At 65.3% G+C, this 23,920-nt stretch carries 23 protein-coding genes and 5 pseudogenes; 21 read left to right on the plus strand and 7 right to left on the minus strand.

The genetic code is table 11. The annotated features are described in order from the left end of the window. Positions 1-8: 8 nt before the first annotated feature. From ACWEO2_RS40735 to ACWEO2_RS40770, 8 genes and pseudogenes are all read left to right on the plus strand, one after another. Positions 9-707, plus strand: coding sequence for a class II aldolase/adducin family protein (locus ACWEO2_RS40735; protein ID WP_452410267.1), 699 nt, complete (start codon positions 9-11; stop codon positions 705-707). Continuing rightward, positions 697-1,374 (plus strand): maleylpyruvate isomerase family mycothiol-dependent enzyme, encoded by a 678-nt coding sequence (locus tag ACWEO2_RS40740; protein ID WP_452410268.1) that lies wholly within the window; start codon positions 697-699, stop codon positions 1,372-1,374. The genes ACWEO2_RS40735 and ACWEO2_RS40740 overlap by 11 nt, the downstream gene beginning before the upstream one ends. A gap of 4 nt (positions 1,375-1,378) precedes the next feature. After that, complete coding sequence (locus ACWEO2_RS40745; protein WP_452410269.1) at positions 1,379-2,050, plus strand: MBL fold metallo-hydrolase; 672 nt, start codon at positions 1,379-1,381, stop codon at positions 2,048-2,050. A 15-nt stretch (positions 2,051-2,065) separates the two neighbouring features. Continuing rightward, positions 2,066-3,154 (plus strand): cupin domain-containing protein, encoded by a 1,089-nt coding sequence (locus ACWEO2_RS40750; protein ID WP_452410270.1) that lies wholly within the window; start codon positions 2,066-2,068, stop codon positions 3,152-3,154. A 4-nt stretch (positions 3,155-3,158) separates the two neighbouring features. Continuing rightward, a complete protein-coding gene (locus ACWEO2_RS40755) occupies positions 3,159-3,995 on the plus strand; it encodes a fumarylacetoacetate hydrolase family protein (protein ID WP_452410271.1) in 837 nt (278 codons plus the stop codon). A gap of 13 nt (positions 3,996-4,008) precedes the next feature. Next, on the plus strand, positions 4,009-4,728 hold the full coding sequence (locus tag ACWEO2_RS40760; RefSeq protein ID WP_452410272.1) for a maleylpyruvate isomerase family mycothiol-dependent enzyme: 720 nt from the start codon (positions 4,009-4,011) through the stop codon (positions 4,726-4,728). 264 nt (positions 4,729-4,992) lie between these two features. Continuing rightward, a pseudogene (locus ACWEO2_RS40765) lies at positions 4,993-5,412 on the plus strand (hypothetical protein); the annotation flags it as partial. A gap of 663 nt (positions 5,413-6,075) precedes the next feature. After that, a complete protein-coding gene (locus tag ACWEO2_RS40770) occupies positions 6,076-7,374 on the plus strand; it encodes an MFS transporter (protein ID WP_452410273.1) in 1,299 nt (432 codons plus the stop codon). A 10-nt stretch (positions 7,375-7,384) separates the two neighbouring features. Here the strand turns inward: ACWEO2_RS40770 and ACWEO2_RS40775 are convergent. Both ACWEO2_RS40775 and ACWEO2_RS40780 read right to left on the minus strand, forming a co-directional pair. Beyond that, positions 7,385-7,591 (minus strand): annotated as a pseudogene (locus ACWEO2_RS40775) (PaaX family transcriptional regulator C-terminal domain-containing protein); the annotation flags it as partial. Between the two features lie 126 nt (positions 7,592-7,717). Next, positions 7,718-7,858, minus strand: coding sequence for a hypothetical protein (locus tag ACWEO2_RS40780; protein WP_452410274.1), 141 nt, complete (start codon positions 7,856-7,858; stop codon positions 7,718-7,720). 125 nt (positions 7,859-7,983) lie between these two features. Between ACWEO2_RS40780 and ACWEO2_RS40785 the strand changes: the two genes are divergently transcribed. Next, the gene (locus ACWEO2_RS40785) at positions 7,984-9,699 is read left to right on the plus strand and encodes an amidohydrolase (RefSeq protein WP_452410275.1); all 1,716 of its coding nucleotides are present in this window, start codon (positions 7,984-7,986) and stop codon (positions 9,697-9,699) included. Positions 9,700-10,236: 537 nt separating this feature from the next. Here the strand turns inward: ACWEO2_RS40785 and ACWEO2_RS40790 are convergent. Both ACWEO2_RS40790 and ACWEO2_RS40795 read right to left on the minus strand, forming a co-directional pair. After that, positions 10,237-10,677 carry a cupin domain-containing protein gene (locus ACWEO2_RS40790; protein WP_452410276.1) on the minus strand — a complete coding sequence of 147 codons (441 nt, stop codon included), beginning with the start codon at positions 10,675-10,677 and terminating at the stop codon, positions 10,237-10,239. Beyond that, positions 10,674-11,546 carry a fumarylacetoacetate hydrolase family protein gene (locus ACWEO2_RS40795; protein ID WP_452410277.1) on the minus strand — a complete coding sequence of 291 codons (873 nt, stop codon included), beginning with the start codon at positions 11,544-11,546 and terminating at the stop codon, positions 10,674-10,676. The genes ACWEO2_RS40790 and ACWEO2_RS40795 overlap by 4 nt, the downstream gene beginning before the upstream one ends. A gap of 106 nt (positions 11,547-11,652) precedes the next feature. Between ACWEO2_RS40795 and ACWEO2_RS40800 the strand changes: the two genes are divergently transcribed. The 7 genes and pseudogenes from ACWEO2_RS40800 to ACWEO2_RS40830 all read left to right on the plus strand — a co-directional run. After that, complete coding sequence (locus ACWEO2_RS40800; protein ID WP_452410278.1) at positions 11,653-12,105, plus strand: RidA family protein; 453 nt, start codon at positions 11,653-11,655, stop codon at positions 12,103-12,105. Positions 12,106-12,162: 57 nt separating this feature from the next. Continuing rightward, a complete protein-coding gene (locus ACWEO2_RS40805; RefSeq protein ID WP_452410279.1) occupies positions 12,163-13,779 on the plus strand; it encodes an AMP-binding protein in 1,617 nt (538 codons plus the stop codon). Continuing rightward, positions 13,776-14,261: an acyl-CoA thioesterase gene (locus ACWEO2_RS40810; RefSeq protein ID WP_452410280.1), complete on the plus strand. Its 486-nt coding sequence runs from the start codon at positions 13,776-13,778 to the stop codon at positions 14,259-14,261. Before ACWEO2_RS40805 ends, ACWEO2_RS40810 begins: the two co-directional genes overlap by 4 nt. A gap of 7 nt (positions 14,262-14,268) precedes the next feature. After that, the gene (locus ACWEO2_RS40815) at positions 14,269-16,716 is read left to right on the plus strand and encodes a bifunctional salicylyl-CoA 5-hydroxylase/oxidoreductase (protein ID WP_452410281.1); all 2,448 of its coding nucleotides are present in this window, start codon (positions 14,269-14,271) and stop codon (positions 16,714-16,716) included. Positions 16,717-16,720: 4 nt separating this feature from the next. Continuing rightward, entirely contained in the window at positions 16,721-17,626 is a 906-nt protein-coding gene (locus tag ACWEO2_RS40820; RefSeq protein ID WP_452410282.1) for an acyl-CoA thioesterase, read from the plus strand. 52 nt (positions 17,627-17,678) lie between these two features. Further along, on the plus strand, positions 17,679-18,575 hold the full coding sequence (locus ACWEO2_RS40825; RefSeq protein WP_452410283.1) for a PaaX family transcriptional regulator: 897 nt from the start codon (positions 17,679-17,681) through the stop codon (positions 18,573-18,575). A 711-nt stretch (positions 18,576-19,286) separates the two neighbouring features. Further along, positions 19,287-19,478: pseudogene (locus ACWEO2_RS40830) on the plus strand (hypothetical protein); the annotation flags it as partial. A 26-nt stretch (positions 19,479-19,504) separates the two neighbouring features. On the opposite strand, the pseudogene ACWEO2_RS40835 reads toward ACWEO2_RS40830, so the two are convergent. Continuing rightward, positions 19,505-19,633: pseudogene (locus ACWEO2_RS40835) on the minus strand (LLM class flavin-dependent oxidoreductase); the annotation flags it as partial. Between the two features lie 133 nt (positions 19,634-19,766). Here ACWEO2_RS40835 and ACWEO2_RS40840 point away from each other — a divergent pair. Further along, positions 19,767-20,156, plus strand: a pseudogene (locus tag ACWEO2_RS40840) (IS1380 family transposase); the annotation flags it as partial. Positions 20,157-20,579: 423 nt separating this feature from the next. On the opposite strand, the gene ACWEO2_RS40845 reads toward ACWEO2_RS40840, so the two are convergent. Further along, a complete protein-coding gene (locus tag ACWEO2_RS40845) occupies positions 20,580-21,194 on the minus strand; it encodes a TetR/AcrR family transcriptional regulator (protein WP_452410284.1) in 615 nt (204 codons plus the stop codon). Between the two features lie 65 nt (positions 21,195-21,259). On the opposite strand from ACWEO2_RS40845, the gene ACWEO2_RS40850 reads away from it, so the two are divergent. Continuing rightward, the gene (locus ACWEO2_RS40850; RefSeq protein ID WP_452410285.1) at positions 21,260-21,664 is read left to right on the plus strand and encodes a PaaI family thioesterase; all 405 of its coding nucleotides are present in this window, start codon (positions 21,260-21,262) and stop codon (positions 21,662-21,664) included. Here ACWEO2_RS40850 and ACWEO2_RS40855 read toward each other — a convergent pair. Continuing rightward, positions 21,585-21,872: a tyrosinase family protein gene (locus ACWEO2_RS40855; protein WP_452410289.1), complete on the minus strand. Its 288-nt coding sequence runs from the start codon at positions 21,870-21,872 to the stop codon at positions 21,585-21,587. The genes ACWEO2_RS40850 and ACWEO2_RS40855 overlap by 80 nt on opposite strands. Before the next feature lie 229 nt (positions 21,873-22,101). Here ACWEO2_RS40855 and ACWEO2_RS40860 point away from each other — a divergent pair, with 229 nt between their 5' ends. The 3 genes from ACWEO2_RS40860 to ACWEO2_RS40870 are packed head-to-tail and all read left to right on the plus strand — an operon-like array spanning position 22,102 to position 23,533. After that, positions 22,102-22,590, plus strand: coding sequence for a hypothetical protein (locus tag ACWEO2_RS40860; protein WP_452410286.1), 489 nt, complete (start codon positions 22,102-22,104; stop codon positions 22,588-22,590). Next, positions 22,554-22,862, plus strand: coding sequence for a TraG/VirB4 family ATPase (locus tag ACWEO2_RS40865; protein ID WP_452410287.1), 309 nt, complete (start codon positions 22,554-22,556; stop codon positions 22,860-22,862). Before ACWEO2_RS40860 ends, ACWEO2_RS40865 begins: the two co-directional genes overlap by 37 nt. Then, a complete protein-coding gene (locus tag ACWEO2_RS40870; protein ID WP_452410288.1) occupies positions 22,859-23,533 on the plus strand; it encodes a hypothetical protein in 675 nt (224 codons plus the stop codon). Before ACWEO2_RS40865 ends, ACWEO2_RS40870 begins: the two co-directional genes overlap by 4 nt. Positions 23,534-23,920 lie beyond the last annotated feature (387 nt).

The raw sequence follows: 23,920 nt of genomic DNA on the forward strand, positions 1-23,920 counted from the left end.
GAGAACCGATGAACGACGTTGTGCGCGAGGTGGTCCAGGCCAGTGGTGCGCTCGCCTTCGCGGGTCTCAGCGATATGGTGTGGGGTCACGCCTCGGTCCGCGACCCCGAAGGCAAGGGCGTATGGATCAAGGCCTCCGGCTGGGGATTCGAAGAAATCGATGCAGACAAGGTCCACCTCGTCTCGTCCGACGGTGCGGTGCTGACGGGGGAGGGGAAACGCCACCTCGAATTTCCCATCCATACCGAGATCATGGCGCGGCGCACGGATGTGGGCTGTGTCGTGCACACCCACGCACCCGCACTCGCCGCCTTCGCTTCGATGGACGTCGAGCTGCAACCGATTTCGCACGACGCGGTGCCGTTCACCTATCCGCAGCTGCCTCGCTTCACCGAAACCGGTGCTCTCATCGCGACCCGGGACCTGGGCCGCGCCCTCGCCGAGACACTCGGTGACGCGCACGGCATCTTGATGCCCAACCACGGTGCGGTCACGGTCGGGCCCGACGCCGCAAGCGCTGTCATGTACGCGGTACTGCTCGAACGTGCTTGCCGCACACAACTTCTCGCACTGGCCGCAGGCGGATCGAAGGTATGGTCGGATGAGCAGGAGACACGCTTCAAACGTGATCAGATCTGGAACCTGGGGCAGCTGGGTGCCGGCTTCGAGTACCTGGCCAGACGCGCAGCGCAGCCCGATGTCCACTGATCGGCTCCTCGATTGGCTCGAGTCGGAGACCAAACGCCTGCTCGAGACCATCGACGAGTACTGGGAATCGGATTTCAACGAGCAATCGGCCCTGCCCGGGTGGACCGCCGGGGCATTGGTCACCCACGTGGCGAACCACGCCGACAGCGTGAACAACCAGCTGACCGGGCGCGATTCGGGCCGACGATGGACCATCGACACCGGTGCGGACCGGCCAGGCGCGGTGCTGATCACCGACGCGCTCGACTCGGCGGAACGGCTCGCAACGACGGTGTCCGGGCTGCGCGCCGCGGACTGGGGGCGCTTGGTTCGCACTCCCACAGGGGAACTGGTCACCGCCTCCCGCTTGGTGTGGCTGCGGCTGCGTGAAGTCACCGTTCACCACGTGGACCTGGGGGGTCGCTTCGAAGACCTGCCCACGGATCTGATCGACGAGCTGCTGGCCGACGCGGTACGAGCGGTGCGACACAGAGATGACTGGCCCGCACTCGTGCTGCGACCGACCGGATCCGATCAGGCACTGCGCACCCGGCCCGGGAACTATCGGGGGCCCATCGAGATCATCGGAAGCCCAACCGGACTGCTCGATTGGGTGACCGGCCGCAGTGATGGGGGCCTACTCGAAACCCCGGCGGGAAGCCTTCCAGCCCGCCCGTTCTGGATCTGACCTCATGGAAACGAGAACAATGAAGATCACCCACTTCGGGCACGCCTGCGTGCTCCTCGAGATCCCTACGCCCGGCACCGAGATCCGCCTCCTCATCGACCCCGGCACCTACTCCACCGGATTCGAAGAACTCCGTGGCCTGACGGCGGTGCTGATCACCCACTCCCATCCCGACCACATCGACATCGACCGATTGACGGCTCTGCTCGCGGCCAATCCGACCGCCGACGTCGTGGCCGATTCCGCCAGCGCCGCCCTGCTTTCGGGCCTCGACCGGACCGTCACCACGGTGAAACCGGGTGACAAACTGGGGGTCGCCGAGGTGCGGGTGGATGTAATCGGCGGCGCGCACGCGTGCATTCACGCCGCGCTGCCGAATGTCCTCAACAACGGCTACGTCATCGACGGATCGATTCTGCATCCCGGCGACGACCTCGAGACCTTCCTCGAAGGGCATGCGATCGAGGTATTGCTCATCCCGGTCGGCGGACCGTGGATGAAGATCGGCGAAGCCGTCGATTTCCTGCGCCGCGTCGCACCCCGCGTCGCGATCCCCATCCACCAAGCCGGACTCGCTGAGATTCATCAGCAGCTGCACTACCAGCTGTTGAGGAATCTCGGTCCCGACGGTTGCGAGCTCGTCGTTCTGGAACCAGGCACCGCGCTCGCGGTCTGAACAAGGCGGATAGAAATGAGCACCATCGAAAACGTCGACACGGCGACCGCACCCGACCCGGCCCTGGAGCAGCTTTACCGGGACTTCACCGCCGAGCACCTGAACCCGCTCTGGACGCAGACCAACGACCTCATGCCGATGGCGCCGGCGTCCAAGGCGATTCCCTTCGTCTGGAAGTGGTCCACGCTCTATCCGATCGCGCAGCGCGCCGGCGACCTCGTCCCGGTGGGACGCGGCGGGGAACGGCGAGCCATCGCTCTCGCCAACCCAGGTTTGGGCGGCGCACCGTACGTCACTCCGACGCTGTGGGCCGCTATTCAGTACCTGGGCCCGAAGGAAACCGCACCCGAGCATCGCCACGCGCAGAACGCCTTCCGATTCGTCGTGGAGGGCGAAGGCGTCTGGACGGTCGTCAATGGCGATCCGGTCGCGATGCGCCGCGGCGACTTCCTACTGACCCCGGGCTGGGCATTCCACGGCCACCACAATGAGACCGATCAGCCGATGGCATGGATCGATGGCCTCGACATTCCGTTCGTCAACTACACCGACACCGGGTTCTTCGAATTCGGTTCCGATGGAGTCACAGACGAGGACACACCGGATATCTCACGCGCCGAACGACTCTGGGCGCACCCCGGGCTGCGCCCACTGGTCGGATTGGGAAACAAGACCAGCTCACCGATCGCCGCCTACCGGTGGGAGCACACCGACGCGGCCCTGCGCGAACAGCTCGCCCTCGAGGACGAAGGCCACGCGGCCACCACCGAACCAGGGCATGCCGCGGTGCGCTACACGAACCCCACCACCGGCGGCGATGTCATGCCGACCATTCGCGCCGAATTTCACCGCCTGCGCGCCGGCGCGCACACCCGACCGCGCCGTGACGTCGGCTCGTCGGTCTACCAGGTATTCGATGGCATCGGACGATTCCACCTGGGGGACAAGGTTTCCGAGATCGGGAAAGGCGACATGATCGCCATCCCATCTTGGACCGAATGGTCGATCGATACCGACCACGGCCTGGACCTGTTCATGTTCTCCGACGCCCCGATCGTCGAATGCCTGCATTTCGACCGCACCCAGATTTCCGAAGGAGCCTGATCCGATGCGACTCGCCACCTTACGCCTCGATTCGAACGCCAGCGCCACCGTGGCCGTCCGCGTGGACAGCGACGAATCCGCCACTGTCATCGAAGGTTTCGCTGATCTATCCGAGCTTCTCGCAGATCCCGATTGGCGGGCTATCGCCGAAGCGGCCGACGGCGTCGCGGTTGTGCTCGGGGGTGTCGAATACGCTCCCGTGGTTCCCAAACCCAGCAAAGTCATCTGCGTCGGCCTCAACTACGCGACCCACATCAAGGAAATGAGGCGGGAACTGCCCGCCTACCCGACCTTGTTCGCCAAGTTCCGGGAAGCGCTGACCGGGCCGTACGACGATGTCATCGTCCCGACCTACGCCGCGGCGCAATGTGATTGGGAGGGCGAACTCGCCGTCGTCGTCGGTAAGACCGCCTACCAGGTGGACGAAGCCGACGCCGAGGTATACATCGCCGGCTACTCGGTCATCAACGACTACACGATGCGCGACTACCAAACCCGCACCCTGCAATGGGACCAGGGCAAGTCATTCGAGAAGACCGCCGGTTTCGGTCCTTTCCTCACCACCACGGACTCGTATACCTTCGGAAGTACGCTCGAGACCAAACTCGAAGGCCGCACGGTGCAGACCGCCACCACCGACGACCTGGTATTCAAGCCGGCCACGTTGATCGAGTACATTTCCCACATCCTCACCCTGCAACCGGGTGACGTCATCTGCACCGGAACTCCCGGCGGCGTCGGCCACGCACGCAAGCCCGAGGTCTATATCCAGCACGGGGAGACCGTCGAGGTCACTATCGAAGGCCTGGGGACGGTCCGTAACAAGACGATCGTCAAATAGGAGTCTCGCGCTGATGGGATTCCACGATCTCGCTCGCAGCGAACAGTCGCTTCTCGCCCGCCGCGGCACCGCCTATTTCGCGGAGCGGCTCGCCGCGCTCACCGATGACGAACTCGGGGAACCGACCCTGCTCAAAGGCTGGACCCGCCGCCACCTCATCGCGCATGTCAGCTACAACGCGGTCGCCCTCGGTAATCTGCTCGACTGGGCGGCAACGGGTATCGAAACACCCATGTATACCTCACCGGAGCGACGTGGGCGGGACATCGAGGAGGGCGCCACCATGTCGCCCGCGGCCCTGCGGAACTTGTTCGACCATACAGTCGCGCGGCTCGACGAGAAATGGCGAAACCTCCCGGACGCGGCTTGGGACACCAACGTCCGTACTGTGCAGGGGCGTTCGGTTCCGGTCGTGGAGACACTGTGGATGCGCAGCCGCGAGGTGTGGATTCACGCGGTGGACCTCGCCAACGGTGGTCGTTTCGACGTGTTTCCCGACGTGATCTCGAGCAGCCTGCTCGACGATGTATTCAGTGTCTGGCGCAAACGTGATGTCGGCGCGGGTCTGGTCTTTCGGGTCGATGATCGGGCACCGGTCACTGTTCTACCCGAGGTCTCGACTAGCACCACGATCACGGGATCGCTTGCCGCGGTCACCCGCTGGGTAACCGGCCGCGGAGCGATCGGCATCGCCACGACAGGGCCGGCGGTTGCCGCGCCCAGCTGGATCTGAACGCGAAAGGCGCCCAGTGGCAAAAAGTTCCACATACGCTGCTCTGATCTGGACCCCGAATCCGGATGCGGTGTGCTGCAGCATCCAAGGAAGGGCCTTGACGATATCGGTAGGCTCGCACGACATTCGTGATCTGACGGTCTATGATCCATCGGGCCGACCTGTCGGCTTCTCAGGATTCTCTCAGCTGAACCCGTATTGAACCCCTACAGGCCACTACCTGAGGTTCTGTTGAGTAGGCTCAAAAAAAGTCACTCGCCATAGCGCACGGCGACGCTGACCCCTCAGTTCGACATGACGCACGCGTCCTACAAGCCTGTTGCACTGCCCTTTGAGGATAAGGCGCCGTGGAAGAGCGAATACGACCGTGAGCAGGCGGCATGGACACGCATGACCTCCACCATCACGATAGGCGCGACGATCGGCACTTTGGTCGGTGGCCTCAGCGGCGCTCCGGTGGGCTGTGTACTCGGTGGCGTTTTAGGTGCCACCGCGGCGGCCGCAACGATCATCGGAATGTTCGGCCCGTTCATTCCGGCCGCGGCGATCGGCGGCCTCGGCGGCATCATTGCCGTCGGCGCCCTGGGAACCGTGGCCGGCCAAATCTTGGTCACAGCTCCAGTCGCAGTCGGTGCGGCCATCCAATACTTCGCCACGGTTAATTCCCCATTCCAGGGTAAATGAGACTTGCACAGATAGGAGAAGCTGAGCGCCTTGCGGGCGACCGCGACCGCATCACAGCGGAACTCGATGATCCTTCCACTGCGGGACGAAATCCTCACAGATCAGGAGTCAACCGAATCGGGGGCAGTTCCCTTTGCGAATCTACTGACGTTGCACCTGACCAGGCTTGACCCAAGTGGCTCTGAAATGACCTGAGCGGACGGCTGCTCATTGCCGGAGCCGTGCACCCATCCGCCCAAGTGTGTCGGTAGCGAGGTGGGCGGTCGTGTCGATTCCGAGAAGGATTCCGCCTGTCTCGTGACCGTCGAGTGACTGTGGCGCCTCAGTGACGATGACTCCGAATGCACCATCGGCGATCGAGATGTCCGGCGGGGGACGCTGCTGTTTCGTGTTGTGGCGTAGTCGGGACATGAGGGCCGCGGAGACGGAATTGGGGCTCCGGACCGTTTCACCTGGCATGTCGTCCAGGCGGACGGCGCGGTGCCCCGACGGCCTCGACCTTGTCGAGCTCGCCGCGGGCGGTCGAATCGGCCGCATCATCGGATTCTTCGGACTGCTCGCAGGCGAGTAAACCGAACTCGATATATGTTGCTCTTGTGACGACAGTAATGGCAATGCAATACTGTGGCCTGCTTCACTCTCGGCTCCGTTAGGGGATATGTCATGGCCTCGCTCAGTTCCATCGACGCGACCACCGCACCAGCGACCTGGAAAGGCCGCACGGTCCTCCTAATCTGTTTCATCTCAATCGTTTTCGATGGCTACGACCTGGTGGTCTTCGGGGCGACCATGCCGTCGCTGCTCAAGTACGAGCCGTGGGGAATGACCAAATCCACCGGCGGCATGATCGGGTCGCTCGCGTTGGCGGGCATGCTGATCGGCACCCTGGCCGTAAGCCTGCTCACCGATCGGCTCGGCCGCCGCCGCATCATGCTGGTGAGCATCGCCTGGTTCTCCACCTTCATGTTGCTGACGGCCGCGGCCCCCTCGTTGGAGGTCTTCGCCCTGCTGCGGTTCCTGACCGGAATCGGCCTGGGCGGCGTCGTTCCGACGTGCGTCGCCCTGACGGTCGAGTTCGCGCCGAAGCGGCATCGGCAGATGTCGAACGCCATCATGTTCAGCGGCTATTCCATCGGCGGCGTCGGCGCGGCGGCCCTGGCCATAGTTGTCCTGCGGCACTTCGACTTCCGGTTGATGTATGCCATCGCCGCGGTATCCCTGGTGACGCTGCTGCCGGTCGTGTGGAAGTTCATGCCGGAGTCGGTGTCCTACCTCGCCCGCGTCGGGCGCGTCGATGAGGCTCGCCTGACGGCCGCGAAATATGGCCTGGTCTATGCGGATATCGTCACCGAGGAGGACGAGGCCCGCGAACGATCGCAGTCGAGCCTGTCCACCCTGCTGAGCCGCAAATGGATCCTGTCGACGATCCTGTTCGCCCTGATGAGTTTCTGCGGTCTGCTGCTGGTGTACGGCCTCAACACCTGGCTGCCGCAGATCATGCGCGAGGCGGGCTTCGCGCTCGGCGCCGCGCTGACCTTCCTGCTCGTGCTCAATGTCGGTGCCATCGTCGGCGCGCTCGGCGCGTCGTGGATCGCGGACCGGGTCGGCGCGAAGAAGGTCGTCGTCGCCTGTTTCCTGCTCGCGTGTCTGAGCGTGCTGTTGCTGAGTGTGCGGCTGCCGTACGGCGTGATGCTCGGCATGGTTGCCGTCGCGGGCCTCGGGTCCATCGGAACCCAGATCCTGGTCAGCGGCTACTGCTCGACGCACTATCCGCAGTCCCTCACCGCGGCGGCACTGAGCTGCTCACTCGGCTTCGGCAGGCTCGGCGCCATCACGGGCCCGCTCATCGGTGGCTTCCTAGCGAACCTGGCCTTGGGCTGGCAGATCAACTTCTACGCGTTCAGCGCCTTCGCGATCGTCGGCGCGCTGATGGCGTTCGCGGTCCCGCGCGTAGTCGACTAGCGCGCGGCGATCAGTTCTTACCCGCGATCACCGAGGCGGTGAAATCATGTGTGGGACCGGCGAGATCATGTCGCAGTTCGCGGAAAAGGTCGGCGGCGCGCACCCCGCTGCAGTCATCGGGCAACAACTCGATCGGCAGACCGGGGTCCAGGTAGGGCAGCGTGCGCCACACCGTGAGCGCTCGCACGCAGGTGACGAACGCGGCGCGCGCCTCTCGAAAGCTTTGGGCGACAGTTCGTAGCCGACACCGTCGGTCGTCTTCTTGCTCAACAGGATTCCCCTGCGCCTGATCCTGCTGATCGCCGCGCGCGTACGGCTGACTTCACCGCGTCCAGATACGCCGTCAGCCTGACCGATGTCCACGCCGCCGAAAGGTCTCTACGCCGAAAGCCAGTTGTCCGTCTCGCACGTGCAGACCGCACAGCATGACGATGAGCTGGCGCGGCTGCGGGCTCGCCGCGTGCAGATCGGTGGGGTCGGACATTGTTCGACTCGTGCGTGCACGACAACCGCGCCGCTCGCGGCCGCCGCAAAGCCGATACCGAAAACCGAAAACCAGAAAGGGTCTGTGAAATGTGTGAATCATGTGGCGTCCCGAATCTCGGGTCCGTGGGCGAACGCGCAGGCGTCACCCGCCACGCCGCTCGCATTGCGGCAGCGGCTACGGCGAAACTGCAGGTAGCCGCCTGCGCCGGACCGGCGTCGGCCCCGTCACCGGACGCCGATCTCGTCCTGTACAACGGCACGATCATCCAGGACCCGCTGAGCGGAAAGACAGCCGAGGCCATCGCGATTCGCGGTAACCGCATCGTTGCCGTCGGCGACCGGGCCGAGGTCGTCCGCCAAGCCGGTCGAGACACCGAGCAGCGAGATCTGCAGGGCCGCACCGTCACCGCGGGCCTCATCGACTCCCATCTGCACCAGTACATGGGTGCCATGGAGCAGGCGAACATCTCGCTGCTCGAGGCACGCGACTTGGCCGACGTGGTGGCCGCCATCGACGCTCGCGTCACGCGAACCCCAGCGGGGCAATGGGTTTGCGCACGCGGCGGCTGGCACGAGAGTCTGCTCGCCGAGGCCAGACTGCCAACCCGCGCCGAACTCGACCCGGTGTCACCGAACAATCCGGTGTTTATTCCCCGCGGCGGACACGTGGTAACGGTCAACAGCGAGGCGCTACGGATCGCGGGCATCACCCGCGACACGCCCGACCCGGACGGCGGCGTGATCGTCCGCGATGCGAACGGCGAACCCACGGGCGTGCTGCTGGAGAGCGCGGCGCAGCTGGTCCGCGGGCGGCTGCCCGCGCCGCCGGACACCGCCGAGCAGCAGCGATTACTGCGCCAGAAGATCGCCGAGCATGCCGCCCTCGGCATCACCTCGGTCACCGAACCGGGCCTGACTACGGCGCAATACGAGCAGTACGTGGCACTGCGGCAAGCCGGGCGGCTCGACGTGCGCGCCCACATCCTGCTGTGGGCTCGTTCGCTGACCGACGTCGAAACCGTCACCGCCTCGATGCTGCCTCGCTCAGGCGACGACATGCTGCGCCTCGACGGCTTCAAGATCGCCGCTGACGGTGGCGTGGAGGGCGCCTATCTGCACCAGCCCTATCAGATCGTGCCCGGCGAACAGCCGAACTCCGATTATGTTGGCACGCTGAACCTGCCATCGGGCGGTGCGGCGGAGCTGGCGCGCATGTACGTCGCCGCCGCCCGCCACGGTTTCCAGTTCCAGACCCACGCTGTCGGCGATGCCGCCTTCGACCACGTGGTGCGCGCTCTCGAACTCGCTGACGGCGAAATCCCCTTGGCACCTCATCGTTTCGCGATCATGCATCTGTTCCTCCCCAGCGGGGCCGGGCTGGCGTCGATGAAGCGCATGGGCATCATCGCCACCGTGCAGGACCATCCGGTGCTCCTGGGGAACAACCAGCTGCGCTGGTGGGGTGCGGATCGGGCGGCTCGCGCGATTCCGATCCGGACCATCCTGGACGCGGGCATCACCACGGGCGGCGGGACCGACGCACCTGTCTGCCCGCCGAGCCCGCTGTGGTCGATGGGGTGGATGACCACCCGAAAGACATTGCGCGGCAATGTACTCGGAGCCGAACAAGCCATCACACCCGCCGAGGCACTGCATCTGTACACCATCGGTAGCGCCTACACACAGTTCGCCGAGGACTGCATCGGCAGCCTGGTGCCCGGAAAACTGGCCGACCTCGTCGTGCTGGACGGGAATCCGCTGACCGTACCGGCCGACGAGATCCGCGACATCCAGGTCATGCTCACCATGGTCGACGGCAGGACAGTCTACGAGCGCTGAGCGACCGCGAACCGAACCGGCCGCGGCATGGCGGATTCGCGCCGCTCAAATAGTGTGACGCTCTTCGCGCGCTCATCATGAGCTGGCCGACCGTGGGATCGTCGAGCATGCGGAGCTCCGGCTACGCCGCCGAACGAGCAGCCGAAACATTCTGTGGCACATGGCAGGTACACTCCCGTTCCCGACGACGACATCGGAGACCGGCACCACGGATCGGTAGTTTGGCGGCGCCAGCCACCCGTCGCCCCGTGCCGACAGGCATATCGAGTCAGCAGTCGACACCAAGCAGGCAGAGGCTCTCACCGGCGAAAACCGTCAAATAGCAACAACTCTCGGTTAAAGACCGAATGGTGTAACGAATTGGACTGCTGCAACTCCGATTCGACCAACGCCCAGGTCGCCCGACTACGATGGATACGTCCTCCAGCGTCCACCGCGACCGCTGGAGCTCGGTGCGGCGGTTGGTCCCGGGCAACGTCGCGGCCGGACCGGGACCAACCGGATTCGGAGCTGCTGTTCAGTCTCCGGGACACACCGTCATTTCCGCCGGTAGCCCTCGAGGATCGAGTCGTCCACGTCCGGGAGGTTGACGACAATGTTGTCGGGGGTGCGGCAGGTCAGCCACACCAACTCCTCGGTGGTGCTCATGTTCACCTCGACATGCGGCATGAACGGTGGCACGAATACGAAGTCGCCTTCACTCATATCGACATATTCCTGGTAGTTGTCGCCGTAGTAGATCCGCGCGACACCGGTAAGTACGTAGCCGCCGGTTTCCGCCTCGCCATGGTGGTGTGGCAGGGACCGGTAGCCGGGCTCGTTGCTCACCTTGCCGTACCAGATCTTGGTCGCCGGCGTGTGTTGCGGGCTGACCCCCGACACGCGCACGGCGCCGCCGGACTGGGCGGTTCCGGCGTATTCCTGTCCGGCTCGGGTGACAATGGGTGCGATTCCAGTGCTGGTGCTCTCGCGGGTCATCGTGCTTCCTTTCTGTTCCCCGGTGCGGGGTCGATCTCAGTGTGGTGAGCAGGGGTGATTCGGTTGCGTAGCACTCCGATTCCTTCGATCTCCGTCTCCACGATGTCTCCGGCGTGCAGGTAGCGCGGCGGGTCGGCAGCGACCCCGACGCCGCCTGGTGTGCCGGTCAACACGACGTCGCCGGGCCGAAGTGTGGTGAATGCGGAGATGTAGGACAGCAGTGTTGCCGGATCGAAGACCAGGTCGTCGGTGGAGCCGACCTGTTCTTCGATGCCGTTGACCCGGCAGGCGATGCGCAGGCCATCGGCGGGGAGCTCGTCAGGGGTGATCAGTTCTGGTCCCAATGGGGTGGTCGCGTCAAAGGCCTTGCCCTGCAACCACTGTGAGGTCCGGTGCTGCCAGGTGCGAACGGAGAAATCGTTGGCGACGGTGTATCCGGCGATACCGGCTCGTGCCGTGTCGCGGTCGGCGCGTCGGAGGACGGCGCCGACCACAACCGCGAGTTCGGCCTCCCAGTCGAGGCCGACGGACTCGGCGGCACCCGGGAGCACGATGTCGGCATTCCATGCGGTGAGGGTGTCGGCGAATTTCGCGAAGAGCGTGGGAAATTCGGGTTCCGGCCGGCCCAGCTCGGCGATGTGCGCCTGGTAGTTGTGGCCGCAGCACACGATCTTGCCCGGTGTGGTCACCACCGGCGCCGGTCGTGCCGTGGCTGCAGGTGCTGGGGCCGCGCCGAGGGGTACCGATCGCCAGTTCGGGTCTGCGAGCAGGGCGGCGACGTCCCGCGCGGTGCTCGCATACCACTGCCCGTCGAGGTGGACTTCGGCGTGGCTGCTGTCGTCATCGGACAGAACTGTGCGTAGACGCATCGTTGGGGCTCTCCAGGACTCGGCGGGTCGGTCGGACGGCGAACGCCGGGAGACCGTACTGCATATCGCGTTCTCTTGACGATGATGACGATAACACCATAGTGTGGTGTGGGCCACCCGTTCCCGGGACCGGCGCGATCGAGAAAGGGACGTCATGTCCGTCACCCGTATAAACCCACCCACGCTGGCGAAGCCGTCCGGTTTCGCGCACGCCACTCGCTGCGGCGACATCGTTCACCTCGCCGGGCAGACGGCTCTCACACCGGACGGGAAAATCGTCGAGGGCGGGATTGTCGTCCAGTTCCAGCAGGCGCTGTCCAATGTGCTCGCCGCGCTCGATGCCGCCGGGGGGCGACCGGGAGACCTGCTCAGTGTCACCATCTATCTGCTCGACATCGCTGACTATCAGGCCAACGGCAAAGAGATCGGCCGCATCTGGCGCGAGCTGGCCGGCACCGAGTATCCGGCGATGGCGGGCATCGGCGTCACCTCGCTGTGGCAGCCGGAGGCGCTGATCGAGATCCAGGCCGTGGCGGTGCTGGACTCCGACGCAGCCTGAGCCGACATCGACCGCAGTTCGCCCCCCATACTCCGCCACCGAAAGGGCAGAGACCCGATGCTCACCCCCTCAGCCCATACGGACACCTTCTGCCGGGACCACCTCCCACCCGAGACCGAGTGGCCCGAATTCGTCTTCGATCTGCCCGCGCTGCACTATCCCGATCGTCTGAACTGCGCGACCACCCTGCTCGATGCGGCGGTGGCCGGCCATGGGCGCGCCCAGCCGTGTCTGCTCACCAGCGTGGAGTCGTGGACATACGGTGACCTCCTCGACCGCGCGAACCAGATCGCACATGTCCTGACCCACGACTACGGCCTAGTTCCTGGTAACCGCGTGCTGTTGCGCGCGCCCAACACCCCCTGGCTGGTCGCCTGCTGGTTCGGAGTCGTCAAAGCCGGTGGTGTGGTGGTCACGACCATGCCGCTGCTGCGCGCGCCCGAGCTGTCCAAGCTGATCGAGCTGACCCGTCCCGTGCTCGCGCTGTGTGATGCCCGGTTGCTCGACGAGCTGTCCGCCGCGGACCCATCGGTGCTGATCGTCCAGGTCGGTGGAACCACCCCCGACGACCTCACCCGCCGTGCCGCGGCGATGCCGACGACATTCGACGATGTGGCGACCGCGGCCGATGACGTCGTGCTGCTGGCTCCCACCTCCGGGACGACGGGCGTGCCGAAGGTGACGATGCATTTCCACCGTGACGTGCTCGCCAATGCCGACACATTCGCGGCCCACATAGTGGCATCGCGGCCGGACGACATATTCACCGGTACACCACCCCTGGCGTTCACCTTCGGGCTCGGCGGGCTCGTGGTTTTCCCGTTCCGAGTCGGAGCGTCGGTGGTGTTGCTCGACAAGACAGATCCCGCCACCCTTGTCGAAGCGATCGAGAAGTTCGCGGTCACCGTATTGTTCACCGCGCCGACGGCATACAGGGCATTGCTGAAACGGGACGACCTGCGTCGACTGAAGTCGCTGCGGCGCTGCGTCTCTGCTGGTGAGCATCTGCCGGTGGAAGTGTTCAACGGATTCCACGAGCGGGCCGGGGTGAAGATCATCAACGGCATCGGTGGCACCGAAATGCTGCACATCTTCATCTCCGCCGCCGACGACGACATCCGACCCGGCTCCACCGGCCTTGCCGTACCCGGCTACCGCGCGGAGATCCAGGACGAGGAGGGGCATCCGGTTCCGGACGGCACGCCGGGGTTCCTCGCGGTCAAGGGGCCGACCGGGTGCCGGTATCTCGCCGATTCGCGCCAGCGCGACTACGTCCGCAACGGCTGGAACAGGACCGGGGACACCTACACCCGCGACGCCGACGGGTACTTCTGGTACCAGGCCCGCAACGACGACATGATCGTCTCCGCCGGTTACAACATCGCGACACCCGAGGTCGAGGCCGTCCTCGACCAGCACCCGGATGTGGTCGAGAGCGCGGTGATCGGCGTACCGGACTCCGATCGCGGCATGATCGTACACGCCGTGGTCGTCCTGCGGCCCGGTGTGCCAGCCGACGCGGACAAGCTCCGTGAGCTGCAGGATTTCGTCAAGCGGACCGCGGCACCCTACAAGTACCCGCGCAGCATCGAGTTCGTCGACAACCTGCCACGCAATCCGAGCGGCAAGCTACAGCGCTTCAAGCTCCGAGAGCGCTGGAGCGCGACGCGATGACCGGCATCGTGATCCAGCGTCCGGTGGATTGGCAGGATACCGACGCGGCCGGGCACTATCACCACAGTGCGGTCATCCGCTGGGTGGAGGCCGCCGAGGCTGCCTTGCTCGAGCAGTTGGGGTTGCGATGGCTCTTCGGTCGGATCCCACGGGTTCGATACGAAGTCGATTACGCGGACCGGCTGTGGTTCGGTGATACCGCTTCGATTGGACTGTCGGTGGGCAAGGTCGGCACATCGTCGATCCGATACGACTTCGTCATCACCAGGATTCCCGCCTCGGCGTCGCCGGCGGCGGAGGCTTCACCAACCGTCGCGGTCCGCGGCGCACTGACCGCCGTGCATGCGCCCGACGCGGGTGCGCAGCCCTGGCCTGCGAATGTTGCTGCGGCACTGGGTGATACATCGACATCGCAACCCAAGCCGACCGACGTCGGCGAGCACCTGCCCGAATTTCGAACGTTATCGACCCGAGAAGTGTGAGGCTTTCATGCGTATTGCAGTGATCGGCGGAGGACCTGCGGGCCTGTATTTCTCCGCATTGATGAGGCAACTCGATCCGACCCACGAGATCACCATCTGGGAGCGCAACGCCCGGGACGACACCTTCGGCTTCGGTGTCGTGTTTTCCGACGAGACGCTCGGCGGCATCGAACACGCCGACGAGCATGTCTATCGGACAATGAGCGAGCAGTTCGCCCGTTGGAGTGACATCGACATCCACTACCGCGGCGAGGCTCGCACCTCCGGCGGCCAGGGTTTCGCGGCGATGAGTCGCAAGGAACTGCTGCGTATCCTGCAGCAGCGGTGCATCGACCTGGGCGTCACCATCCACTTCCAGACGTCGGCGCCGGATGTCGAAGAGCTCACCGCCACATACGATCTCGTCCTCGCCGCGGACGGCATCAACTCTGCCGTGCGCACCCGATTCAGTGACGTCTTCGCGCCCAGCCTCGATCGCCGGCACAACAAATACATGTGGCTGGGTACCGGCCGGGTCTTCGAGGCATTCGAATTCTTCATTAAGCACACGCCGTACGGAATCATGCAGGTTCACGCCTACCCGTTCAGTGCCGACCAGAGCACCTTCATCGTCGAGATGCATGAGTCGGTGTGGCACGCAGCGGGTTTCCCCGCTTTCGCCGACCGGGAATTCACCTCCGGTGAGAACGACGAGAAGTCCATCGCGGTGCTGCAGGAGATCTTCGCCGACGAATTGGACGGGCACACGCTGCTGGCCAACAATTCCCGGTGGATCACTTTCACCACAGTCCGCAACCGGACGTGGCGAAGCCGGAACATCGTCCTCATCGGAGACGCCGCGCACACCGCGCACTTCTCTATCGGCTCGGGCACCAAACTGGCCATGGAAGACGCCCTCGCCCTGGCCGCCTGCCTGCACGAAAATGATTCCGTCGCAAGCGGTCTGGCGGCCTACGAAGCAGAGCGGCGCCCCGTCGTCGAATCAGTTCAGCGGGCCGCCCAGGCCAGCCTCGAATGGTTCGAATCGATCGCGCAGTACACCGACCAGGACCCGGACCAGTTCGCCTTCAACCTGCTCACCCGCAGCCGTCGGATCACCTACGACAACTTGCGACTTCGTGACGACGGCTTCGTCGACACGATCGACGGCTGGTATCTGTCGGCGCGGGCCGAGACCCACGGTGTCGAGTCCGCCCGCCCACCGATGTTCTACCCACTGCGGATCAGGGGGATGGAGCTGGCCAACCGCATCCTGGTCTCGCCGATGGACATGTATTCCGCGGTCGACGGAGTGCCGAACGATTTCCACCTGGTTCACCTCGGCAGCAAGGCGCTCGGTGGCGCGGGCCTGGTGATGACCGAGATGGTCTGCGTATCACCCGAAGGCCGGATCACCCCGGGCTGCGCCGGTCTCTACACCGACGAGCAGGAGGCGGCGTGGGCGCGCATCGTCGACTTCGTCCATACCAACACCCGATCGAAGATCGGTGTGCAGCTCGGACATTCAGGGCGCAAGGGCGCCACCAAGGTTATGTGGGAAGGGATCGACGATCCGCTGGAGACCGGCGGCTGGGAGATCGTCGGCCCGTCGGCTGTTCCGTATGGTCCGCGCAGCCACACACCCCGCGAGATCACCATCGCCGACATGGACGACATCACCGCGCAGTTCGTCGATGCCGCACGTGCGGCGGCACGGGCGGGGTTCGATCTGCTCGAGTTGCACTGCGCGCACGGCTATCTACTCTCGTCGTTCCTGTCGCCTCTGGCGAACCGCCGCAACGATGAATTCGGTGGGTCGCTGGAGAATCGGCTGCGTTTCCCACTGCGGGTCTTCGACGCGATTCGGGAGGTCTGGCCTGCGGAGCGCCCGCTGTCGGTGCGCATCTCGGCGACCGATTGGGTCGACGGTGGCAATGCGATCGATGACGCCGTCGAGATCGCGCGCGCCTTCGCCGAACACGGCGTGGACGTGCTGCACGTGTCCTCCGGACAGGTGGTCGCCCATGAGAAGCCCGCGTACGGCCGCAGCTATCAGACGCCGTTCGCGGATCGGATCCGGCAGGAGGTCGGTGTGCCACACAATGTCGCGGTGGTGGCCGTAGGCGCGATCTCCACCTATGACGACGTCAATTCCCTACTGCTCGCAGGACGCGCCGACCTGGTCGCCATCGGCCGCGCGCATCTGTGGGATCCGCACTGGACGCTGCATGCGGCGGTGGAACAGGGCTATCGCGGCGAGGCCGCAGAATGGCCGGCTCCCTTCCAAGCCGGTAATCGGAGGCCGCCGAGTGGTCGTACCGACGGTCCGCCGCCGCGCCTGGAACTGGTGCGTGCGCGCCCAGCAGTGGGGAGCCGGCGTTGGCAGCCGACTCGCGTCCCGTCGGGTCGGACAGCGAACACTTCGATGATTTGTGGTCCCGCTGATCTGGCGGACACGTCCTGTGCGAAGGGATGAACCGATGACGACCGACACCCTGGCAACCTCCGCGATCTTTACCGCGGCTGTCGCTCTCGCACCCGTCGAGCCCCAGCATTTCGACCTCGCCTTCGAGGCCACCACCCAGCCGTGCCCGTGGCCCAAGGCGTATGGCGGTGATCTCGTCGCTCAGGCTGCGGTGGCGGCGATGCGGTCGGTGAACGACGGCAAGACATTGCATTCGATGCACAGCTACTTTCTGCGACCGGCCGACATCGGGGCGAAGGTGCGGTACGAGGTGGAAGTACTGCGCGACGGACGTGGTTACAGCACGCGTCAAGTGCGTGGCTACCAGAACGGCAAGCCGGTGTACGTGTGTCTGGCGAACTTCGCCATAGGTGAGCGCGGCGGCACGTTCTCCGCCGAGCTCACCGAAGCCGTGCCCGATCCGGAAGACCTACCGAGTTCAGCGGAATACCTTGCAGAACGCAGTGGCGGGACGATGACCGAGGAATCGAGGATCTACTGGTCAGCCGGCCGCAGCTTCGACACCCGGCACGTGCCCGGTCCGGTTTACCTCTCGATCGAAGGAGAACGGCTGCCGCACCAGGCGGTATGGGTGAAGCCGTTCGACCCACTCCGGACCGTCGCAGGGCTGACCGACGACCAGCGGGATCTGGCCGCGCTCGCGTACGTCTGCGACTACACCATCCTCGAGCCGGTCCTGCGGGTGCTCGACCTGCCGTGGGCCACGCCTGGTCTGGTCACCGCAAGTCTCGATCATGCGATGTGGTTTCACCGCCCGGCATCGGTCGACGGCTGGCTGCTCTATCTCCAGAACGCGGTAGCCGCCGATGCGGGTCGGGGTCTGGGCTCGGGTCGCTTCTTCACCCGCGACCACCGTCACGTGGCAACCGTGGTGCAGGAGGGAATGATTCGCGCCGCGTAGCTCGCAGCGTTCGGCTTACCGTAGTCGGCGTGGAGTCACGTATGGTGCACATATGACGGCAGAGCCGCAATCGACCCCTGGTTCCGGCGGCGGCCGAGACTCCCGACTCGCTCAGCTGATCATCACGATCTTCGGCCTGTGCGCGCGGGCGGAAGGCAATTGGCTGTCGACCGCGTCGGTCGTGGCGCTGATGTCCGATGTCGGCGCGGAACCCCAAGCGGTTCGCTCATCGATCTCTCGTCTGAAACGCCGTGGCGTACTAATCAGCGAACGTAGCGGCAGCACTGCCGGGTACTCCCTCGCCACGCCGACGTTGGAGGCGCTCGCCGAGGGTGACGTGCGGATTTTCGAGCGCAGCCGTGCATCGGAGGACGACGGCTGGGTTGTGGTGGTGTTTTCCGTGCCCGAATCCGAGCGCGACAAGCGGCACGCGCTGCGGTCGAGCCTCACCCGTCTGGGCTTCGGCACCGCCGCACCAGGGGTTTGGGTCGCACCGGGGAACCTGGCCCGAGAGACTCGGCAGGCCCTGGAACGCCGTGGATTGTCGGCATACCTGGACATGTTCACCGGACACCACTTCGCTTTCGGGGATCTGCGCTCGAAGATCCCCCGGTGGTGGGATCTGGACGAACTCACCCAGTTGTACGCGGACTTCCTACAGCGCTACCGGCCCGTCCTCTATCGGACGGCAGCCGGGCGGCCGACCCCGCAAGAAGCGTTTCAGCTTTATATACCGATGCTCACCGAGTGGCGCCGGTTGCCCTATCGCGATCCGGGCCTCCCGCTCTCGCTGCTGCCACCGGCTTGGAACGGAGAAGCGGCGGGCACGCTGTTCGACGAGTTGAACGACGTGCTGCGCCCGCTGGCCGACAAACACGCCCTCGCGGTGATCCATGGCCAGCGCGCCGAGCGGGCCGCACCAATACCCGACCGTCGCGATCGAACCTGAGCGAGGCCCGCGTCCATGGGTCAATCGAATTCGGCCCGGAGCAGATCGGTGAACACCCCGATCGGATCGTGCCAGTCGCCGTGTGCCCACTCGGCGTTGACATTGGCGACGAGGACGTGGCGGCCGTCGTGGGTGCCGTATATCTATCGAGCGCTACGACGAAGCCAAGGCCTGGTCTCACCGCGAGATCCCAGCCGCTGCTTGACATCCCAGCGCCTGGGATGTCAAGCAAGTAGCTGGGATTCCGGCTGGTTGGTGGTGCAGGTCGGTGATCATGGTGCGGTAGACGACTTCGCATAGTCTGCGTTTGAGGATCCGTAGTGCCTCCATACCGCCTTCGCCTTTGGCTTTGCGTCTGGCTAGCGGTGCTCGTGTCCGGGTAGCAGCGTGCCTGTGTGCGGGCGATGCGGTAGCGAGCGGCGTTGAGCTGCTGGTTCCCGGTGCGGGACAGGCGATGGCGCGCGGTTGGACGACCAGCCCCGCGGTCGGCTCGGATATCGCTCGCCTCTACGCCGTCGGCATCCATGTAGGTCGATTGGATCGAGACTGCCTGCTTCACACCGCCTGAGTCCGGATCGCGTCCCGTCCTCGTCGGCACCGCCCAGGGTTGATCGCCGAGACCGGCTGTGTCGACTGGCGATATAGCCGGGGTACATGATGGAGGGGTGAGCAGCGCTTTCAGGCTCTGATCCTTTCCCGACGCAGCGTGACGTGTCCGGTTCGGTCGTGGCGGAGTTGTCGGCGGCCGGATTATCGGATGCCGAGGAGATCGGTCGTGGTGGTTTCGGGGCTGTTTATCGCTGTGTGCAGGGTTCGCTGGATCGGGTGGTGGCGGTCAAGGTATTGACCGCTGATCTCGATGAGGAGAACCGCGCGGCGACCGCGGCGAGGAGGGTAAGCGGTTCGAGGATGGGCGAGGCAAGAAGTGAGTCGCCGGTCCAGATCGAGTCGAATCCCGCATCCTCGGCTCGTTCGGCGAAGTCCAGCACGTCGGCGGTCGATGCGCCGGCGAGAAGTGACTCGCGGGCGGGGAGGAACAGCCCGACTTTCGTAGTCATGAGCCGTTGCTGCCAGGTTGGGTCGGTTCGGCGGTCAGCGCGGCTTGGACTTGTCCGTGGTCGACAAAGGTGTCCTTGCGGGCGACCAGCCCGTCCACGTCGAGGGTGACGACGTCGAGGCAGTCGAACGGGAGAAGAAGTGTCGATCACTGAGCCGCGGATCGCGTCGGGGGCGGCGAATCCGTGCCCGAAGCTGGCCACACTGATCGCGGGGATGTGTGCGGGCGCGGACTGTATAGACGATGTCGACGTGTTGCGTTCGGGCGGGATGAAGATGTTGTTCGACGGCGTGTATGCGCCGTCGACGGTGGGAACGTTATTGCGGGAGTTCACTTTCGGGCACGCCCGGCAGTTGGAGTCGGTGCTGCGCGGTCACCTCGCGCAGTTGTGTGAGCGGGTCGATCTGCTGCCCGGCGCCGATGAGCGGGTGTTCGTTGACATCGACTCGCTGCTGCGCCCGGTGATCGAAGCGGCGCCAGATCCGCCCGATGGTCGACTTCGACAGCCCGGTACGCGCGGCCATCGAAGCCCGCGACCAATGAGTGTCGGTGCCCGGCAACGTTTCCAGCGGTGTCGGCAGCCTGTGCGCCGGTTCCGGCAACTCTCGAAGGCGGTGCGCCGCTGCCCGAACGGACTGAGCCCTGACATCCCGCTCACCACCCGGCTGCAGGGCGTCTACCCGGTCGACAGGGGCGAATTGCCGCCGAACAAGACGCGGCCGCGCCCGCCAAGGATTGGCCGCCGGCCGAACGCATCGGACTGCTGGTGCGCGACGAATCCGGCCGCCGCATGGACACATCCCGGAGTCGATGTCGGCCCGGGTGCGGATGCCCGGCTTCAGCTATTGCAGAGCCTGCCGGCGTTGGACGGATCCACCGGGTTCGCCATCGTGGCCGGACTTCCGGTTACCCGATGGTCCTGTTTCCGCCGGGGTCCGTCCGGGCGGTCACCGCCGGTCCGCTGCCGGGGCCTCGACGGATGGCAGACACGCCAGAAGAGTGCGCACCATGGCCGGAACCTGCTCGTCGAGCTCGGCGGGGATCGGTTGGCCGCTGGAGAGGTACCTGCGTACCGCGGCATAGGGCAGGTCGATGACAGCCAGGACGACCGCCGTAGCGGACAGCCCGGTCGCCGTGCGCAGGCCGCGTACGAGCCCCCGCACGGCGGCATCCCAGCGATCGGCTTCGGTGGCGCGATGTGCGCGGGCGACTTCGGGCCAATCCTGTGGGGCGAAGCTGCGAGCCCCGGCTAGCAGGATCTGCGCATCGAGGGGGTTGCCGCGGCACCACACCACGGTGTGACGCGCGACGTCCGCGGCCGCGGCGAGAAGATCGTCATTGTCGAACAATGCGTAGGCCCCGCAGTGGAGATTCTCGACCGCCCTGTTCCACAGGGCTGCCATCAACGACGGGCGGTCGGCGAACCGATGGTAGACCGACCCGCTCGGAGCGCCGGACTCTCGGATGACTGCGGCCATCGTGACAGCGGCGGTGCCGCCGCCTGCCAGCAATCGGGCCGCCGCATCCAGGATCGCCGAAGTGTCGTGCACAAACCTCGCCACCTCCTAGAGGCTACTCTCCAGAAATGTAGAGTGAGGTCTCTACAATGATCAGAGAGGTGCCGACAATGACCATCACTTCCGAGGACGTCTACCGTCTCGCTCCGTATGTGCGGACGCTCGGCGTGAAGTTCGCCGACCTAGCGCCAGCCCGGGTGACCGCGCGCCTGGACCACAGCGCGGAGCTGTCCACTACCGGAGGCGGCCTGCACGGCGGGGCCCTAATGGGGCTCGCCGATGCCGTCGCGGCGGTCTGCGCAACGCTCAACGCCACCCCCGGAGCACTGCCCGCAACGACAGATTCCACGACTCATTTCCTGCGCCCGATCCGACGCTCGGCCCACGCGGTTGCCGAACCGATGCGGACAAGCCGAACTGCCGTCGTAGTCGAGGTCAAGATCGTCGACGAGTCCGACCAGCTGTGCGTTCATGTGATCCAGACCGTGCAAACCCGCGTGCCGAACGCTGCCTGAGGTCCACGCACTCAGTCCTGCGTTGTTGGCCCGAACCGTGCCGCGCTCGACCCGAATAGGCAGTGTTTCGAAGTGAGAGACGATCAGTAAAGCCGCGCCGCTTGTGCGACACCCAGAACACGTAATCGATGACGCAGTAGTGAAAGCAGAAGATGGGGTCGAAAACGGCGGTGTCGTTCTCGCCCATGTCGCCGTTGGCGTCGGCGATCGGGAGGTGTCCGTCGCCAGCAGGTCAAGCCGCCGGCGGCGACAAGCCCCAGATGTGATCGGCGCGATTGAGCCGGTGACCTGACCCCATGATTTCGGTCCGGGGAGTGTGAGAGCCTTGCGGCCCACGTAGTGGGCGGGAAGGCTCGAAGATCATGGCGACACGCAAGAGGCACACCCCGAACAAGTTGTGCGCAAACTGGGCGAGGCCGATCGAATGTTGGTCGAGGGTGATCGATCCCGAAGACGAAGACCGCCGCCTGGCCGAGGCGGTCGGCGGCAGCCACATCCGCCTCGGCGCACCCCAGCAGCGGCTCAACCCGTTCGATCTGGAAATCCACACCCGCCTCGACGGCCGCCGCAGTGCCCCCTCCGATGCCCTGATCCGGCGGAAACTGTTCCTGCACACCATCATCCAGGTCCTACTCGGCGAGCAGACGTCCGCACAACGGGCGGCTCTCGATACCGCGTTATCAGCCACCTACACCGCCGCCGGGATCACCGACGAACCCGTCACCTGGGCCCGGCCCGCACCGACACTGAGCGGATTACGTGACCAACTGACCCGGCTCGCCACCCCCGCCGCTGGAGAGGTGGCAGCCGGATTGCATCCCTTCGTCGGCGGCGGGGCGTATGCCGGGCTGGTGGACGGGCCTACCACCACCGACCCCGAGGCGGGTTGGTGGTGTTCTCGCTGCGGGAGTTGCCCGAGGAGTTGAAGACGATCGGGACCCTGCTGGTGTTGGACGCGACGTGGCGGCGGGTGTCGAGCCCGGCCGAGCGGCGGCCCCGGATGATCACGGTGGACGAAGCCTGGCTACTCATGCGCCAACCCGCCGGAGTGCAATTCCTGTTCCGGGCCGCGAAGAGTTTCCGCAAACACTGGGCCGGACTCACCGTCGCCACCCAGGACTGCGCCGACGTGCTCTCCACCGAGCTGGGCCGCGCGATCGTGTCCAACGCCGCGACTATGCGTTCAAGGGCCTCATGACCCACCACACCTGCGGACGCAAGATGCAGGGCAACTGGTTCCACGGCGCGGCCTTCTACCGGCGCCGCTATCCACAGGAATACGCCATCGCCGGCAGCCTCGAACACCCCACCAACGTCTTCTTGAAAGAAGACATGCTCATCGACCCCATCGACAACTGGCTCGCAGAGGTTTTCGAACCCGAAAGAGTCGAATACACACTGACTCAGATGGAGGCCGCGCAACCCGATACGACGGCGACATCGGACCCACTACGCCGATCGATCGCCGAATGCGACCGCAAACTCGCCAGACATCGCGCCGCTCTAGAGGCCGCGATGGTCGCCGCGTGGAGCAGCGACATACACCGCGAACGGACAGTCCTGGCCGCTCAACTCACAGCCGCGACGAATCACGCCGGACTCGCTCAACGAATGAGCCACGACGAAATCCGTCAACTGGTGGAGGCACTCGGTGGAATCCAGGCGATCCTGCGGGCTGCCGACCTCGGCGACAAGCTGGAGGTATACCGCGAACTAGGGCTGAAACTCACCTACAACCACGACGACCACGCGGTTACGGCCGAGACGAACCCACGGCCACGAGTTGGTGTACTGTCTGTGTCCGGAGGGGGTATCGACCAGTACGCCAACCTGCTGCAACACCGAAAACTGCTGGTCATCGGCCAATAGCGGTGGCGTGACGGTTCTGGTCCGGTTGCCGCAGGTGGCCCTCGCCGGACAGACCTTCGCCGACAGCCGAGAAATTGACCAGGCCACCCGCCGGGCCGCTGCCGCCCTCAATGAACGAGCACGACCATGGGTCTGGGGCCGACCCGCCCCGAAACGCAGGACCTACGCCGCCGTTTTATTTTCACCCTTTGAGGAACGCAGCATTAGTCGCCTCGGCCCCCGACAATTCACCCCACCCGTGGCGGCTGGGTTCGGATATGCTCGCGACGCGGTGCGGTGTAGGAAGCGGGGGAGCTGTTGGCTCAACTTGATATCGGCTCGACCTTCGCCGACTTCGCTATCGAGGGGGTTTTGGGCCGAGGCGGCATGGGCTCGGTGTATCTGGCC

It is taken from the genome of Nocardia sp. NPDC004278, from assembly GCF_053602975.1.

What these genes read in the sequence shown, in the direction of transcription:
- ACWEO2_RS40750 (WP_452410270.1), top strand. Translation starts at nt 2,066, where the DNA reads ATGAGCACCATCGAAAACGTCGACACGGCGACCGCACCCGACCCGGCC.
- ACWEO2_RS40810 (WP_452410280.1), top strand. Translation starts at nt 13,776, where the DNA reads ATGACCGGCATCGTGATCCAGCGTCCGGTGGATTGGCAGGATACCGAC.
- ACWEO2_RS40760 (WP_452410272.1), top strand. Translation starts at nt 4,009, where the DNA reads ATGGGATTCCACGATCTCGCTCGCAGCGAACAGTCGCTTCTCGCCCGC.
- ACWEO2_RS40805 (WP_452410279.1), top strand. Translation starts at nt 12,163, where the DNA reads ATGCTCACCCCCTCAGCCCATACGGACACCTTCTGCCGGGACCACCTC.
- ACWEO2_RS40780 (WP_452410274.1), bottom strand. Translation starts at nt 7,858, where the DNA reads ATGTCCGACCCCACCGATCTGCACGCGGCGAGCCCGCAGCCGCGCCAG.
- ACWEO2_RS40825 (WP_452410283.1), top strand. Translation starts at nt 17,679, where the DNA reads ATGACGGCAGAGCCGCAATCGACCCCTGGTTCCGGCGGCGGCCGAGAC.
- ACWEO2_RS40790 (WP_452410276.1), bottom strand. Translation starts at nt 10,677, where the DNA reads ATGACCCGCGAGAGCACCAGCACTGGAATCGCACCCATTGTCACCCGA.
- ACWEO2_RS40770 (WP_452410273.1), top strand. Translation starts at nt 6,076, where the DNA reads ATGGCCTCGCTCAGTTCCATCGACGCGACCACCGCACCAGCGACCTGG.
- ACWEO2_RS40850 (WP_452410285.1), top strand. Translation starts at nt 21,260, where the DNA reads ATGACCATCACTTCCGAGGACGTCTACCGTCTCGCTCCGTATGTGCGG.
- ACWEO2_RS40735 (WP_452410267.1), top strand. Translation starts at nt 9, where the DNA reads ATGAACGACGTTGTGCGCGAGGTGGTCCAGGCCAGTGGTGCGCTCGCC.
- ACWEO2_RS40740 (WP_452410268.1), top strand. Translation starts at nt 697, where the DNA reads ATGTCCACTGATCGGCTCCTCGATTGGCTCGAGTCGGAGACCAAACGC.
- ACWEO2_RS40820 (WP_452410282.1), top strand. Translation starts at nt 16,721, where the DNA reads ATGACGACCGACACCCTGGCAACCTCCGCGATCTTTACCGCGGCTGTC.
- ACWEO2_RS40815 (WP_452410281.1), top strand. Translation starts at nt 14,269, where the DNA reads ATGCGTATTGCAGTGATCGGCGGAGGACCTGCGGGCCTGTATTTCTCC.
- ACWEO2_RS40870 (WP_452410288.1), top strand. Translation starts at nt 22,859, where the DNA reads ATGACCCACCACACCTGCGGACGCAAGATGCAGGGCAACTGGTTCCAC.
- ACWEO2_RS40755 (WP_452410271.1), top strand. Translation starts at nt 3,159, where the DNA reads ATGCGACTCGCCACCTTACGCCTCGATTCGAACGCCAGCGCCACCGTG.
- ACWEO2_RS40745 (WP_452410269.1), top strand. Translation starts at nt 1,379, where the DNA reads ATGGAAACGAGAACAATGAAGATCACCCACTTCGGGCACGCCTGCGTG.
- ACWEO2_RS40795 (WP_452410277.1), bottom strand. Translation starts at nt 11,546, where the DNA reads ATGCGTCTACGCACAGTTCTGTCCGATGACGACAGCAGCCACGCCGAA.